Origin of the sequence: Nocardiopsis sp. LDBS1602 (assembly GCF_035818715.1) — a bacterium.
Classification (GTDB): Bacteria; Actinomycetota; Actinomycetes; order Streptosporangiales; family Streptosporangiaceae; genus Nocardiopsis; species Nocardiopsis alba.
In genome coordinates, this window is sequence record NZ_JAYLVW010000015.1 from 21222 (window position 1) to 35995 (window position 14774).

General features: G+C 70.3%; 13 protein-coding genes. 8 read left to right on the forward strand and 5 right to left on the reverse strand.

The genetic code is table 11. The features are described 5' to 3' along the window. Positions 1-189 precede the first annotated feature (189 nt). Complete coding sequence (locus tag U9J66_RS25480; protein WP_042285008.1) at positions 190-1650, forward strand: amino acid permease; 1461 nt, start codon at positions 190-192, stop codon at positions 1648-1650. 60 nt (positions 1651-1710) lie between these two features. Here U9J66_RS25480 and U9J66_RS25485 read toward each other — a convergent pair whose 3' ends face one another. After that, positions 1711-2919 (reverse strand): FAD-dependent monooxygenase, encoded by a 1209-nt coding sequence (locus tag U9J66_RS25485; protein ID WP_014912946.1) that lies wholly within the window; start codon positions 2917-2919, stop codon positions 1711-1713. A gap of 78 nt (positions 2920-2997) precedes the next feature. On the opposite strand from U9J66_RS25485, the gene U9J66_RS25490 reads away from it, so the two are divergent. From U9J66_RS25490 to U9J66_RS25505, 4 genes are all read left to right on the forward strand, one after another. After that, on the forward strand, positions 2998-3513 hold the full coding sequence (locus U9J66_RS25490) for a MarR family transcriptional regulator (protein ID WP_014909924.1): 516 nt from the start codon (positions 2998-3000) through the stop codon (positions 3511-3513). Between the two features lie 225 nt (positions 3514-3738). Next, positions 3739-4536, forward strand: coding sequence for a carbon-nitrogen hydrolase family protein (locus tag U9J66_RS25495; protein ID WP_326338996.1), 798 nt, complete (start codon positions 3739-3741; stop codon positions 4534-4536). A gap of 62 nt (positions 4537-4598) precedes the next feature. After that, complete coding sequence (locus tag U9J66_RS25500) at positions 4599-6308, forward strand: flavin monoamine oxidase family protein (protein ID WP_014908855.1); 1710 nt, start codon at positions 4599-4601, stop codon at positions 6306-6308. A gap of 218 nt (positions 6309-6526) precedes the next feature. After that, complete coding sequence (locus U9J66_RS25505) at positions 6527-7108, forward strand: hypothetical protein (protein WP_237449920.1); 582 nt, start codon at positions 6527-6529, stop codon at positions 7106-7108. Positions 7109-7129: 21 nt separating this feature from the next. On the opposite strand, the gene U9J66_RS25510 is transcribed toward U9J66_RS25505, so the two are convergent. After that, on the reverse strand, positions 7130-7594 hold the full coding sequence (locus U9J66_RS25510; RefSeq protein WP_014910969.1) for an Lrp/AsnC family transcriptional regulator: 465 nt from the start codon (positions 7592-7594) through the stop codon (positions 7130-7132). Positions 7595-7740: 146 nt separating this feature from the next. On the opposite strand from U9J66_RS25510, the gene U9J66_RS25515 reads away from it, so the two are divergent. The 3 genes from U9J66_RS25515 to U9J66_RS25525 all read left to right on the forward strand — a co-directional run bounded on the left by U9J66_RS25515 (position 7741) and on the right by U9J66_RS25525 (position 11687). After that, positions 7741-9414: an alpha/beta hydrolase gene (locus U9J66_RS25515; protein WP_014913121.1), complete on the forward strand. Its 1674-nt coding sequence runs from the start codon at positions 7741-7743 to the stop codon at positions 9412-9414. An 85-nt stretch (positions 9415-9499) separates the two neighbouring features. Further along, on the forward strand, positions 9500-10339 hold the full coding sequence (locus U9J66_RS25520) for a GNAT family N-acetyltransferase (RefSeq protein WP_014909790.1): 840 nt from the start codon (positions 9500-9502) through the stop codon (positions 10337-10339). Between the two features lie 121 nt (positions 10340-10460). Continuing rightward, positions 10461-11687 carry a multidrug effflux MFS transporter gene (locus U9J66_RS25525; RefSeq protein WP_326338998.1) on the forward strand — a complete coding sequence of 409 codons (1227 nt, stop codon included), beginning with the start codon at positions 10461-10463 and terminating at the stop codon, positions 11685-11687. Here the strand turns inward: U9J66_RS25525 and U9J66_RS25530 are convergent. From U9J66_RS25530 to U9J66_RS25540, 3 genes are read right to left on the reverse strand one after another with little or no spacing between them, the layout of a single operon-like run. Then, positions 11654-12181, reverse strand: a complete 528-nt coding sequence (locus U9J66_RS25530; RefSeq protein ID WP_326338999.1) for a Pycsar system effector family protein — start codon at positions 12179-12181, stop codon at positions 11654-11656. The genes U9J66_RS25525 and U9J66_RS25530 overlap by 34 nt on opposite strands. Before the next feature lie 32 nt (positions 12182-12213). Further along, positions 12214-13314, reverse strand: coding sequence for a hypothetical protein (locus tag U9J66_RS25535; RefSeq protein WP_161110486.1), 1101 nt, complete (start codon positions 13312-13314; stop codon positions 12214-12216). After that, positions 13311-14768: a hypothetical protein gene (locus U9J66_RS25540; protein ID WP_161110485.1), complete on the reverse strand. Its 1458-nt coding sequence runs from the start codon at positions 14766-14768 to the stop codon at positions 13311-13313. The genes U9J66_RS25535 and U9J66_RS25540 overlap by 4 nt, the downstream gene beginning before the upstream one ends. Positions 14769-14774: the final 6 nt, after the last annotated feature.

Below are 14774 nucleotides of genomic sequence, written 5' to 3' on the forward strand. Positions count from 1 at the left end.
CACGTTCGGTGACGTTTTCTTGCGCGGATACGCACGAACAAGGCGACTGAACACGACAAACGCAACGAATGTGGGTCATGTTACTCAGGCAACAGCATTAATGTTGCCTGGGGCACATTTGGGATTCCGTTGGTCTGATGCGGCGTTATCCCCTCCGTGTCCACCCGCAGAACATCGAGGAGTCGATTCGTGGTTGACCAGAAGACACCCGCCAAGGGGGACACGGTCGCGCCCACACTCGGTCGGCGTCTGAGCAGACGCAAGCCGGTCGAGAAGCTGGTGGCCGAGACCGAGAGCGACAGCGGTCTACGCCGCACCATGGGATTCTGGCAACTGTCGATGATTGGTATCGGGGCCACCCTGGGCACCGGTGTCTTCGTGGTCCTGGGCGAGGCCGTGCCCATCGCCGGCCCCGCCGTCATCGTGGCGTTCGTCCTGGCCGGCATCACCGCCCTGTTCTCCGCGCTGGCCTACGCCGAGATGGCCGGGATGATCCCCGCCTCCGGTTCGGCCTACTCCTACTCCTACGCCACCATGGGCGAGTTCATGGCCTGGGTGTGCGGATGGTGTCTGATGCTCACCTACGGCGTCTCCATCGCCGCGGTCGGTGTCGGCTGGGGGCAGTACATCAACGAGCTGCTCCACCTGACCACCGGACTGGCGCTTCCCCCCGCGCTGCTGGCCGGCCCCCTGGAGGGCGGCGTGGTCAACGTGCCCGCCGCGGTCGTCATCCTCCTGTCGATGTTCGCCCTGCTCGCCGGGGTGCGCGAGAGCACCCGGGTCAACGCCGTCATGGTCGCGATCAAGGTCCTCATCCTGGTCATGTTCGTGGCCATCGCGATCACCGCCGTCCAGCGGGGCAACTTCGCGCCCTTCATGCCGATGGGCATGGCCGGGGTCTCCGCGGCCGGAGCCACCCTGTTCTTCTCCTACATCGGCTTCGACTCGGCCTCCACCGCCAGCGAGGAGGCCAAGAACCCGCAGCGCGACCTTCCGCGCGCGATCATGTTCTCCATGATCCTGGTGACGGCGATCTACTGCCTGGTGGCCTTCAGCGCCGTGGGCGCCCTCGACTGGAACGACTTCGCGGACGGCGAGACCACGCTGGCCGGGATCCTGACCATGGTCACCGGAACCCCGATCTGGGCGGTCGTCTTCGCCGCCGGCGCCGTCCTGGCGCTGGCCAGCGTGGTTCTGGTCGTCCTCTACAGCCAGACCCGCATCCTCTACGCGATGTCGCGCGACGGCCTCATCCCGAAGGCCTTCTCCAAGGTCGACGCCAAGGGCACCCCGCGCGCCAACACCGTCATCACCTCGGTGTTCATCGCCGCCCTGGCCGCCTTCATCCCGCTCGGCCCGCTCGCCGACGCCACCGCGATCGGCACGCTGTTCGCCTTCGCCCTGGTCAACGTCGCCGTCCTGGTGCTGCGCAGGACCCGCTCCGACCTCGAGCGCTCCTTCCGTATGCCGGGCGCCCCGGTCACCCCGGTCCTGGGCGTGCTCTCCTGCGCCTACCTGATGTTCAGCATGTCGCTGAGCGTATGGATCGCCTTCGGCGCCTGGCTCGTGGTCGGTCTGATCATCTACTTCGGCTACAGCATGCGCCGTTCGGCGCTGGAGGACGAGCCCGAGGTGGACGTCCGCGTCTGACGCGGACCGCTCGAACGGGTACGGGGCGGCGGGGAGAGGAGATCTCCCCGCCGCCCCGTCTCATGTGGCCACGGGCGCGTCGAAGTCGACCCTGTGGTCGAAGATCGGGGAGTGGCCGCCGGCCCCGGCCGCCCGGCGGAACACCAGGGGCAGCAGCAACCGGTCGCGGAGGAAGACCCCCACGGGATGGGTGACGAGCTTCAGGTCGCCCCTCCGGGTGCCCTCCTCGATGATCGCCTCCACCCGCCCCCGGCGGATCCGCTCGTAGGCGGCCAGACCGCGCTCCGGGGTGTCGGAGTCCCGTAGGCACATGGCCAGGACCAGCGCGTCCTCCATCGCCATCGACGCCCCCTGGCCGCTGGAGTTGGGCAGCGCGTGGGCGGCGTCGCCCAGGAGCGCGACCCGGCCTCGGTGCCAGTGCGGCAGGGTGGGGATGGTGTACACACCGCGCGGTCGGAACAGGCGCGGTTCGGAGGCCCGCAGCACGGTGTCGAGGTCGCCGGTCCGGTCGATCGCCAGGTCGAGGGCGAAACGTTTCCACTCCGAGTCCGGGCGTGCGGCGATCTCCTCCCGGGTGAGCTCGGGATGCGGAACGTTGACGAACCAGTAGGCGTCCCCGTCCGGCGCGGTCTGGTAGCCGGCGAAGGCGCGACGTCCCCAGATCAGCCGGGAGGTGTCCGACGGGGTGGGCGGGGCGCCCGCGTTCGGGGTCCGTCCGCCCAGGTCGAGGAGGCCGGTGTAGGTCGGCGCGGGGGCGTCGGGGAACAGGGAGCGGCGCACGACGGAGTGGATCCCGTCGGCCCCGACGAGGACGTCGCCCCTCTCGACGGACCCGTCGGCGAACTCCGCGATCACCTCGCTCCCGGTGTCGGTGTGGCGGACCAGGCGGCGACCGTACTCGACGGTGGTGCCCAGGTCGGCGGCGGTCTCGGCCAGGACCGTCTGGAGCACGCCCCGTCGTGCGCTCACACTGCGCAGTTCCGGTTCGAGTTCGGTGGATCCGTCGGACAGGCGTCCCATGATCCGTCCCCGGCCGTCGCGGAACTCGATCCTGGAGGAGGGCAGGGTCCCGGGTGCCTCCAGGACCGGGCGCAGCAGATCGAGTGAGCGCAGCACCGCCAGGCCGTTGGGGGCCAGCCCGAGGTGGGCGCCGAGGTTCGTGCCGGGGCCGTCGTGGGCCTCGAAGACGGTGGCGTCGATCCCCGCGCGGCGCAGGGCGGTCGCCGCCACCGGGCCGCCGATTCCGGAGCCGATGATCAGAACACGCATGAGAACCACCTCGGGTAGTCTGGTGTCGCCCAGTTATTTCTTTCGCTCGAACGAAATATTAAGAAGGAGTGGCGATCGATGTCAACACCCGACGAGGAGAACGTCGAACACGAGCGCCTCGAGCGGGCGCGGGCCCGGGTCTCGGAGGCCGGGCGGCACCAGAGCAACGCGGCCGTCATGTTCCACACCGCGCTGGGCGATCGGCTCGGTATCGGCGTGACCGACTGGAAGATCCTCGGTCTGTTGGAGGAGAACGGCCCGCTCACCGCGGGAGAGCTCGTGCGACTGTGCGGTCTGGCCCCCGCCTCGGTGACCGGGGTCGCCGACCGCCTCGAACGGCGCGGCTACGTCCGTCGACGCAAGGACGAACGGGACGGTCGGCGGGTCCTGGTCGAGCTCGGCCCCGACCTCCCCGGCGACGTCCAACGGCTGTTCGCCGGCTTCCTCCGGCGCCTCGACGGACTCCTGGAGCGCTACGACGCGCGTGAGCTGGAGGCCTTCGCCGACCTCCTCGAAGAGGTCGCCCGGATCCAGACCGAATCCGCCGCCGAACTGACCGAGGAGGGGGAGCAGGGGGCAGGGGCGCGACGGTGAACGGGCGGGGGCGGGAATCCTCCGGAGCGCCCCCGTGTTCTCCTCCAGGACGGTAACCGGCGTGGACGTGCGTCACCGCGCAACGAACCGGCGTCGGAGCGCGCGAACTCGCAACAGGTCGATGCTCCGGCACACGCTTCCGACGCCCTCGTCCACCTAGAGTGGGAGCGGCCTTCGGGAACGTCCTCGAACGGTCCCATCAGCGACGATACGGAGGAAAGAGCGATGCCCGCACCACTGCGCGTGGCCCTGGACCAGGGCACCGGACGTAGCGGCGACACCGCCTCCTCCCTGAGCCGTCTCGCCGATCGGGCCCGCGAGGCCGCGGCCGAGGGCGCCGCCCTCCTCGTCGGTCCCGAGATGTCGCTGTCCGGCTACAACATCGGCCCCCGGGTGCGGGAACTGGCCGAGCCGGCCGACGGCCCTCTCTTCGAGGAGGTCGCCCGCATCGCCGCCGACACCGGCGTGGCGATCGTCTACGGCTTCCCCGAACTCGCCGACGGGAACGTGTACAACGCGGTACGGCTCGTGGACGCCACGGGGGCCTCCCTCGCGCTCTACCGCAAGACCCATCTGTTCGGCGACCTGGACCGGAGCCTGTTCTCCCCGGGGGCGGAGCCGATCGTCCAGGCCGACCTGGGCGGACACCGTATCGGCCTCCTCGTCTGCTACGACGTGGAGTTCCCCGAGATGGTGCGGGCGCACGCCCTGGCCGGTACCACCCTCCTGGTCGTGCCCACCGGCCTGATGGCGCCCACCACCTCGGTGGCCACCCTCCTCGTGCCCGCCCGGGCCATGGAGAACCAGATCCACCTGGCCTACGTGAACCGCTGCGACACCGAGGGCGATCTCGACTACGTCGGGCTGAGCACCCTGGTCGGCCCCGATGGCGGCGAACTGCTGCGCGCCGGCCCCGACGAGGAACTGCTGTTCGGCGACGTCGATCCGGCCGCCGTCGCGGAGGTCCGGGCCGAACAGTCCTACATGGACGATCGTCGAGCGGACCTGTACGGCCACCGCTGACCGATCACCGCCACACCCACCACCGCCACACCCACGATCCAGCCCCAGTGAAGGAGGGCCCCATGACGTCTGCCGTGCCCACGGCCGCCGGAACCGCTTCCCAGGGTGAACCTCCCCTGAACATGTGCGGGCCGGACTTCCCGTTCGCCTACGACTCCTACCTGGCGCACCCCGCCGGGCTGGGCCAGGTGCCCGCCGAACACCACGGCACCGAGGTCGCGGTGATCGGCGGTGGCCTGTCCGGCATCGTCACCGCCTACGAGCTCATGAAGATGGGCCTGAAGCCGGTCGTGTACGAGGCCGACCGGATCGGCGGACGTCTGCGCACCGAGCGGATGAAGGGCTGCCCCGACGACGTCGTCGCCGAGATGGGCGCCATGCGCTTCCCGCCGTCCTCCACCGCCTTCTGGCACTACGTGGACCGGGTCGGCCTGCGCACCACGCCCTTCCCCAACCCGCTGGCCTCCTCGACCCCGAGCACCGTCGTCGACCTCAAGGGCGAGTCGCACTACGCCACGGAACTCGACGACCTTCCCGAGGTCTACCGCGAGGTCGCGCGGGCCTGGGACCGGACCCTGGAGAGCGTCGAGCACACCCGCATGCAGCGGGCCATCCGCGAACGCGACGTCGCCACCCAGAAGGAGATCTGGAACCGCCTGGTCGAAAGGCTCGACAACCAGACCTTCTACGGCTTCCTGTGCGACTCCCCGGCCTTCTCCTCCTTCCGTCACCGGGAGATCTTCGGCCAGGTGGGCTTCGGCACCGGCGGCTGGGACACCGACTTCCCCAACTCCATTCTGGAGATCCTGCGGGTCACCTACACCGGCGCGGACGACGACCACATGGGCATCGTCGGCGGCGTCGACCGGCTCCCACTGCGTCTGTGGGAGGACGCCCCGGACAAGCTCGTGTACTGGGCGCAGGGCACCTCCCTCGCCTCGCTGCACGACGGCGAGCCGCGTCCGGCCGTGACCGCGCTGCGGCGCACCGCGGCCAAGGGGCGTCCCGAGGGCAACATCACGGTCACCGACGCCTCCGGCTCCACCCGGACCTTCCCGACCGCGGTCTTCACCGGCCAGGCCTGGATGCTGCTGTCCAAGATCGACTGCGACGACGACCTGCTGCCCATCGACCACTGGACCGCGATCGAGCGCACCCACTACATGGAGTCCTCGAAGCTCTTCGTTCCGGTGGACCGCGCCTTCTGGCGGGACAAGGACCCCGAGACCGGCCGTGACGTCATGAGCATGACGCTCACCGACCGTATGACCCGCGGCACCTACCTGCTGGAGGGGGAGGACCCGGACGCGCCCGCCGCGATCTGCATGTCCTACACCTGGTGCGACGACTCGCTCAAGTGGCTGCCGCTGTCGGCCGGCGAGCGGCTGGAGGTCATGCTGGCCTCGCTGGGCAAGATCTACCCGGGCGTGGACATCCGTTCGCACATCACCGGCGACCCGGTCACGATCTCCTGGGAGGACGAGCCCTACTTCATGGGCGCGTTCAAGGCCAACCTGCCCGGCCACTACCGGTACCAGCGCCGCCTGTTCACCCACTTCCGCCAGGACGACCTGGAGGAGCGTCACCGCGGCCTGTTCCTGGCGGGCGACGACATCTCCTGGACCGCCGGCTGGGCCGAGGGCGCGGTGCAGACCGCGCTGAACGCGGTGTGGGGCGTCATGCACCACTTCGGTGGCGAGACGGACGCGACCAACCCCGGCCCGGGCGACCTGTTCGACGAGATGGCCCCGGTCGCCCTCCCCGAGGACTGATCCGAGAGCGCGCGCTCCCTCGCGTATCCGGCCCCGGCCCGCGTTCCGACGTGGGCCGGGGCCCTTCTCACGCGGGGAAGGGTCCTTCGGTCCGGGCCCCGTGCGGGGTGGCCGCTTTCGGCCCGCGGGTGCGCGTGTTCCGTCGGTCCCCGCGGGTATCGATCCGGTGCCCCTCCCGGTTCCCGCTCCGGGCCCGGACCTCCCGACGGGATTCCCCCATGCGTACCCCCGCGCGCGACCCCCTCCGCAGTGTCCACTGGTCACCGGTGACGGCCATGTCCGCGCCCATCGTTCTCTTCGCCTGTTCCGCGGTGCTCATCGATACCGGTGAGGCGGCGTGGGAGATCTCCCCGTGGTTCGGCGTCGGGGGCCATGTCATCGTCTTCCTCCTCTTGTGGGCCTGGTGCGCGAGCGCCTTCGGCTACGTGACCCTGATGCGGGAGGACGGGCTCCTCACGGGGGGTTTCCGGACCGTCACCCGGGTCCGGTGGGTCGATGTGGAGAGCGTGCGGGTCACCGAGGACGCCCGGATCGAGATCCGCACGAGGAACGAGGGGCTCGTGGTGGTCCGGACCTACTGGCGTTCCCAGCCCACCATGTTCCTCGGCACCGGCCCGGCCGAACGGTTGGCGGAGCGGATCTCCGCGCGGGTGGAGGAGATCCGGGAGGATCGGGTGTGGCACGACGACGGCCTGTCCCGGATGCGCCGTTCTTGGTCACCGGTGCCCGTGCTGGTGGCCCCCGTGGCCTTCGGCCTCACCTGGGCGGGGGCGTTCCTGGCCGCCCACTGGTACCTCTAGCCGTCGCCGCCCTCGGCGGTCCTAGGAGAGGTCGGCGGAGCCGGCGAGGACGGGGCGATCGATCAGTCGGGACAGCACCAGGGTGCTCTTGGTGCGCACCACGAAGGGTTCGGCGCCTATGCGCTCGATGACCTCCTCCAGGTGGCGTGTGTCGCGGGCGCGGACCTGTACCACGGCGTCGGCGTCCCCGGTGACGGTGCAGGCCGAGGTGACCTCGGCGTAGCCGGCCAGTCCGGTGCGGATCTCCCCGGGGGAGGTGCGGGCCCGGCAGTAGAGTTCGATGAAGGCCTCGGTGGTCCATCCGATCGCCTCGGGTTCGACCACGACGGTGAAGCCGCGCACGGCGCCGGATTCGACCAGCCGATCCACACGGCGTTTGACCGCCGAGGGGCTGAGGCCGACCTCGCCCCCGATCTCGGCGAAGCTCATCCTCGCGTCCGCGCCGAGTATCGCGATGATCCGCTCATCGACACGATCCAGCCGCATTGCGCCCCTTTTGTCCACGTCTGATCTGACCAGGGCACATGTTACCGCCGAAGACCCCGAATGGGGCCCGTGTCGTTTCCTCTCGTCACGCTCCGTGATGGAAAGAATGCAGTGGACGATTCGACCGGAACGCGGAGGATGGACCAGTGCGAGCACGAACCGGTACACCATGGGTCGCCTTCTGCGGCGGAGGGGCCCTTCTCGCATCCCTGGTGGCGATGCCCCCCGCCCAGGCCGCCCCGCAGGGGCTCGCCCCGGAGGCCGCGGCCCCCGTCACCCGGGTCGACCAGCGCTCCCTGGACTGGCGGCCCTGCGAGGACCTCGAACCGGTCGAGAACGAGACACTCGAATGCGCGACCCTCACCGTGCCCCTGGCCCGTGACGTCGCCCCCGCAGACACCCGGGACCTCGCCGAGACCGTGGACATCGCACTCTCACGAGTGCCCGCCACCGGTACCGCCGAGCACACGATGCTGGTCAACCCGGGCGGCCCCGGCAGCGCCGGACGCCGCTGGGCCTCCCACACCCACCTGCGCATGCCCGAGGAGCTACGCGAGATCTACGACGTGGTCGCCTTCGACCCGAGGGGCATGGGCGCCTCCACCCCTTCCGTCTCCTGTGACCCCGCGTTCTTCGCCCCGGTCCGCAAGGACACCGTCCCCGCCGACGAGCGGGAGGAGGCGGCCCTGCGCGCCGACGCCGAGGCCTACGCCCGCGCCTGCGCCGAGAACACCGGACCGATCCTGGACCACATGCGCACCGAGGACACCGCCCACGACATGGACGCCATCCGGGCGGCCCTGGGCCTCGACCGCATCGACTACCTGGGCTACTCCTACGGCAGCTACCTCGGCACCGTCTACAGCGCGCTCTACCCCGACCGGGTCCGCGCCCTGGTGCTGGACAGCGTCGTCGACCCGGACCGGCCCTGGTACGAGAGCAATCACGTGCAGAGCCGCTCGCTGGACCGCGCCGCCCGGAACTTCTTCGACTGGGTCGCCCGCCACGACGACGTCTACGGCCTCGGGACCGACGGCGAGACCGTCGCCCGCGCCTACTACGACCTGCGGTCCGAACTGCGCGCCACCCCGGCCGAGGGTACGGTCGGCCCCACCGAACTGGAGGGGGCCGTGATCGTGGTGGCCTACAGCGGCGGAACCTGGCCCGACGTGGCCCGGGCCCTGTCCGCCCGGATCCGCGAGGGCGACTCCGCCCCGCTACTGGAACTGCACGAGGACTACGGCGACGACGCCGGCAGCGACCCCGCCTACGGCGGCTACCTCGCGGTCCAGTGCACCGACGCCGTGTGGCCGAGGGAATGGGGGACCTGGTCCGCCGACGCGCGCGGGGTCGACGCGGACGCCCCCTTCATGGGGTGGCATAACACCTGGTACAACGCTCCGTGCGCCACCTGGAGCGCCGAGTCCGAGCCCTGGTTCCAGGTCGGCGACGGCCCCGGCGAACACCCCGCCTACGACGGCCCCGCGCTCATCGTGCACGCCACCCACGACGGCGCCACCCCGGTGGAGGGCTCTCTGGCCCTGCGCGAGCGCCTGCCCGGTTCCTCGCTGGTGATCGAGGACGGCGGCATCACCCACGGAGTCTCGCTCACCGGCAACACCTGTGTGGACGAGACCGTCGTCGCCTACCTCCGCGAGGGACGCCTGCCCGAACGCGGAGAGGGCGGGGCCGACCTCACCTGTGACGGGCGGCCCGAACCGGAGCCCCGCACCTCGCAGAGCTCCTCGCACACCCCGGTGGACCGACTCGGACCGATCGGTCTCGAATACCCGGGTGAGAGCGAAGCGTCGGTCGAATAGGCTGGGTTCGGCGCTCATTCGTCGTGGCACCGCGGACCGTTCCGGATACCGGTCCGGCGGGTCCACGGGAAGATGGGGAGATGCGATGCTGCGGACCGCACCGGTTCGGATTCTGGGCGAACGCCATCGGGAGGCCGTGTACGCGCTCCTGGACGCCGACCCCGTGGGCAACGTCTTCGTGGCCTCGCGCCTGAGCACCACCGGGATCTCCGGTGGCGGCGGCGCCGAGGTGTGGGGACACGTCGAGCGGGGTCGGCTCACCGCCCTGTGCTACTCCGGGGCCAACCTCGTCCCGGTCAACGCCGGACCGGCAGCCATCCGCAGCTTCGCCGACCACGCCCGCTGGCGAGGACGACGCTGTTCGTCGATCGTCGGCCCGGTCGAGGCCGTCGGCGACTTCTGGGAACAGATCGAACCGGCCTGGGGCCCCGCCCGCGCCATCCGCGCCAGCCAGCCGGTCCTGGAGATCGACGGCCCGCCGGCGGTACCCGCCGACCCCCTCGTACGTCGCGTCCGTATCAGTGAACTCGACGCCCTCGTGCCCGCCTGCGTGGCCATGTTCACCGAGGAGGTCGGGGTCCCGCCGGACTCCGGCGACGGCGGAGCGCTCTACCGGGCCCGGGTCGAGGAGCTGGTCCGCACCGGCCGCGCCTTCGCCCGCATCGAGGACGGGCGGGTGGTCTTCAAGGCCGAGATCGGCGCCGTCACCCCGCAGGTCTGCCAGATCCAGGGCGTGTGGGTCCACCCCGACCTGCGCGGCCGAGGCCACTCCACCGCCGGCATGGCCGCCGTGGTCTCCTACGCCCTCGCCGAGTTCGCGCCCCGGGTGACCCTCTACGTCAACGACTTCAACACCGCGGCCCGCGCCACCTACCGGAGGGTCGGCTTCCGCCAGGTCGGCGAGGTCATGTCCGTCCTGTTCTGACCCCGCCCCGCCCGTTTCCGACGTTTCCCCGTCAGGTTCGCCCCGCTCCACGGACGCCGCGAGGACCCCCGGGTAGCGTGGAGGGACCCCGCCCCCGTTCTCCCGCGTCCGAGGAAGACCGATGCTCCGTAACCCGACCGGGCGCGACCGGCTGGGCCTGGCCCTCCTGCTCGCCATGCTCACGGTGTTGGGCCCGCTCAACATCGACATGTACCTTCCGGCCTTCCCGGAGATCTCGGCCGACCTCGGCGCCTCCGCGTCCCAGGTCCAGGCGAGCCTCACCTCCTGCCTGATCGGGCTCGCGGTGGGACAGGTCGTCATCGGTTCGGTCAGCGACGCGCGCGGACGGCGAGGACCCCTCCTGGTCTGCGGCGTCCTCTTCGTCCTGGCCTCCGCGCTGTGCGCGCTGGCCCCCGGAACCCTCGTCCTGATCCTGGGCCGTTTCCTCCAGGGGTTCACCGCCGGGGCCGGGGTGGTCCTCTCGCGGGCCGTGGTGCGCGACGTCTTCGACGGGGCGGCGCTCACCCGCTTCTTCGCCCTGATCATGGTGGTCGTGGCGGTCGCCCCGATGGTCGCGCCGATCCTGGGCGGCGGTGTCCTGTGGCTGCCCTTCACGGACTGGCGGAGCGTCTTCTGGTCGCTGGCACTTCTGGGCGTGGTGATCGTCCTGGTGGTGGCGGCGCGTCTCCCCGAGACCCTCCCCGCGGAACGGCGCATCCCCGCCACTCTGGGCGGGAGCCTGCGCGCCATGGGAGCCCTCCTCCGGGACCGCCGCTACCTGGGGTACACCCTCGTCGTGGGGCTTTTGCACGGCGGCAGCTTCGCCTACGTGGCCGGCACCCCCTTCGTCTACCAGGACCTGTACGGGGTCTCCCCACAGGTGTTCGGCCTGCTGTTCGGGGTCAACGGCGTCGCGATCATCCTGGGCAGCGCGGCGGTGGGCCGGCTCGGCGAGAGCGTGGGGGAACGCCCCCTGCTCCGCCTCGCGGTCGTCACCGCCCTGGCGGCCACGACGGTGGTGCTCGGAACCGCGCTCCTCCAAGGGCCGCTGATCCTCCTGGTCGTCCCCATCTTCGTCTACATGACCTGCATGGGCGTGATCCTCACCGGATCCTTCGCCCTGGCGATGGAGGACCAGGAGAGCCGGGCGGGCAGCGCCGGATCTCTCCTGGGCGCCCTCCCGATGCTGATCGGCGCCGTCGTGGCGCCCCTGGTCGGAGTGGACGAGACCACGGCCGTCCCCATGGGGATCCTCCTGTGCGCGACCTCGGCCCTGGGTCTCCTCGCCCTGGTCACGATGACCGGTCCCCCGTCTCAGAAGCGCAGCGCGACGAGTACCACCGCGTGACACAGCACCGCCACACCGAACAACACGATCCCCGCGCGGAGCAGCCGGTATTTGTACACCACGATGCGGGCCACCTCGCGTAGCTGGGACACCAGGCGGTCCGGCTCTCGGGCTGCGGACGCCTCCAGCGCCCGACGCAGTGTGGCGTCGTCCCGATAGGAGGCCACGTCTCCGTAGTACCCCACCACCTCACTGCGTCCGCCCGTGTTGTGGACCCGTGGGAAGACCGCACAACCGAAGCAGGCGACTCCCAACAGGGTGATCGCGGTCCCCACCCACCACAGGGCGCGGGTCAGGGCGCCCAACTCCTCGGGTGGGGCCTCTCCCGGCAGTAGAGAGGCCAACAGGGCGCCGACCAGCACTCCTCCGGCGGCGAGCAGGATCGCCGCCTTCTGGTCGGCACGGACCAGTTCCTCGCGGGAGTCCGCCAGAAGGGCCGACACGTGGTCTTGGACTCGTTCCGCCGCCTTCGACGCTTCTCCGGTCGAAGTCACGGAGCGACGTGACAGGAAACGGGGCCGATCGCTCATGCGCCGTACCCCTTGGCCGGATCGTTGCTCCGCCGCAACCGTTCGATCAATCGATCCGGATGGTGGTTGGTCAGACCGTGCACGGCCACCTCCATACTGCCGACCAACGGCGCGACACCGGGAGCGTTGTCGGAATCACCGGGAAGCTCGCGCCCGAACATGCCGCCACGTAGAACGAGCAGGGCCTCGGCCAACTGTCGAGCCTGGGAGTTCCCCAGGTCCACCTCCAGGTGGCAACGGTGGTGCACGGCCTGCCAGGCCTCGGTATGGGAACGGATGGCGGCCCTGGCCCGTCCACGGAGCCGACGCCACCGCCGGACCGTGCGCCGATCCGTTCGTCGGCCGCGGACCGTCCTGGAACGCTCCATCACCGCCCCCAACAGGAGCCCGGGCGGCACCCAGGACAAAGGTTCTGGAGCATACGGTGGTATCTGGGCGAGTAGGGCCACGACACCGACCGCCGCCACCAGACCGACAAGCGAGGGGGTCCCGGTCCACCACAGAGCCGAAAGACCGAGGACGCTCGCCGTGACCACGGTTCCGCAGACGAACACCGATATCGCCGGGACGGACCAGCGGGGGGTCCGCCTCGGTGCGGGGCCGAAACGGGGTGAGGGCGTCTCACTTCTGCGCAAACTCACCGCCGCTCCCGAAGTGGCCAGGGCGACCAGAGCTCCGGGGAACCACAGGAGAGCCCATGCGTCGCCGATCATGTCCGGTGCCATCGAGTACCGAAGCAATAGTGCTCCGGCCCAACCGGTGAGGGCGGCCGTTCCGAGTGCAAGAAGGATCCTGGCCACCGTGCCCCAGGACAGAGGGGGCGGGCTCTTCGGGGCGGGCTCCTTCCACTCCTCCTCATCCTCTTCGAAGGTCGATGGCATCGGATCGGGAGGCGCCACCATGGAGTCGTCCCGGTCGAGTCTCGAGAGTTCGGACCTGGGAGGCGGGTCGGCCTCGTCCAAGGCGTCCAGCGCCTCCTCCGCCTTGGAGAAACTTCGGGCCAGAGCGCGGGCCTGGTCCGCGATCTCCCACAGACGTGCCCTGTCGTCGGTTCCACCGGTCGTCCCCGGCCCCTCACGTACGTCGGTCTCGGTCATCCTGTCTCCTCAGGGGCCGGAACATTCGGGGCTCGGTTCGGTGCGAGCCGCTCGACCAACACCTCGAACTCCTTCCTGAGCGCGACCGGGTCGCACTCGGACAGCCGGTGGTCGGCTGTACTCACCGGCCCCAGAGCCGGGGGCGGGACCGGTACGCCATCGAAGGTGCGGAAGAACGCCTCGATCTCCCGGTCGTCGGGCACTCGGCTGAGCCGATGAACGCCTTGGCCGATCCGTTCCAACGGAGCCGGATCCGGTGCGGCCGCACCGGACCGGCCCGAGCGGTGTCTAGAGGGCAGGATCGCGGTGTTCCAGGCTCGATCCATCTCGATTCGAGCCAGCCCCATGGCCTCGTCACGACGGCGCCGGAGCCCGTCCGAGTACTGGGTGAGCTCGCTCAGAGCCACGGTGACCTCCTTGGACGCGGCCCTGGCCCTGCGTCGGGCACGTGATACTCCGTGTCGAGCGGAAGCCACCGCGTCCGCGAAGGGGTTCTGAGCGATCGCCTCCAAGAGCATCGCGCCCAGACCCAGGGTCACGATCAGCCCGGCCACGGACACGTTCGGCACGTGGGTGAGGTCGTCCATGGCCCGGTAATAGCCGAAGACACCGACCACGGCCAGGGTCCAGACGCCCAGAAGCACGGCCGAGAGCGGCAGAAGTCCGACCCGCGCGGCACGACGCAACCGCCACCAGCCTCCTTGTGCCGCCCGGGCGTACCAGGAACGGGGGCGCCCGTCCGGACGCGTGGTGCCGGGGCGTTCGGGCGAGCCGGCGAGGTCGGCCCGCAAGTACCAGATCCGAGTGCCGAGCAGCCGCCCCGATACCCACACGAGTAGCGCCACGAGCAGGCCGAGCAGTGGGCCGAAGAGCCGGATCTGCCATAGCTCGGTCTCGGTGGACAACTTCCAGAAGGTAGCGACGAATTTGTGGAAGAACCACATGTCCAAGAGGGCGAACGAGACGATGGCGGCCGTCACCACGGCTCGAAATCCGGCCCTCGGCGGTAATCTGCGTTCGGGAGGTACATGCGCGAAGCGCTCCTCCAACTCCTTGATCCGCGCGAGGCCGCGGGACTCCACGTCTCGGTTTCGCAGGGCGGCCTCGCGGAATCGGTCCAGCGCCGCCCGCGCCCTGTAGAAGGAGGCGGTGAGGGAGTTGGTCATCGCGCCCAACTCGGGGCCTTGATCGATCAGGACCTGGGTGGCGTTGGACCTGCCCTTGAGGAGACAGGCCATCTCGCCGGGCTCGATGAGGTCCGCGTCCCCCTCGGGGTCGGGGGCACCCCGGCCGCCCGCCAGATCGTCCACAGTGTAGGCACCGATCGGTCCGACCGGGTGCGGATGGTAACGACGGTCGACGCCGTACGGGTAGTCCTCCGGGTCGCTCCGTTCATGACCGAACCCGTCGTCCTCGGGATCGTCCCGCCTGTCGTCGTTGTGCGCATCGTGCACGACCCG

Excerpts from the sequence above, each read along its gene's own strand:
- U9J66_RS25520 (WP_014909790.1), top strand. The coding sequence starts at position 9,500 with ATGCTGCGGACCGCACCGGTTCGGATTCTGGGCGAACGCCATCGGGAG.
- U9J66_RS25525 (WP_326338998.1), top strand. The coding sequence starts at position 10,461 with ATGCTCCGTAACCCGACCGGGCGCGACCGGCTGGGCCTGGCCCTCCTG.
- U9J66_RS25535 (WP_161110486.1), bottom strand. The coding sequence starts at position 13,314 with ATGACCGAGACCGACGTACGTGAGGGGCCGGGGACGACCGGTGGAACC.
- U9J66_RS25510 (WP_014910969.1), bottom strand. The coding sequence starts at position 7,594 with ATGCGGCTGGATCGTGTCGATGAGCGGATCATCGCGATACTCGGCGCG.
- U9J66_RS25495 (WP_326338996.1), top strand. The coding sequence starts at position 3,739 with ATGCCCGCACCACTGCGCGTGGCCCTGGACCAGGGCACCGGACGTAGC.
- U9J66_RS25485 (WP_014912946.1), bottom strand. The coding sequence starts at position 2,919 with ATGCGTGTTCTGATCATCGGCTCCGGAATCGGCGGCCCGGTGGCGGCG.
- U9J66_RS25490 (WP_014909924.1), top strand. The coding sequence starts at position 2,998 with ATGTCAACACCCGACGAGGAGAACGTCGAACACGAGCGCCTCGAGCGG.
- U9J66_RS25505 (WP_237449920.1), top strand. The coding sequence starts at position 6,527 with ATGCGTACCCCCGCGCGCGACCCCCTCCGCAGTGTCCACTGGTCACCG.
- U9J66_RS25500 (WP_014908855.1), top strand. The coding sequence starts at position 4,599 with ATGACGTCTGCCGTGCCCACGGCCGCCGGAACCGCTTCCCAGGGTGAA.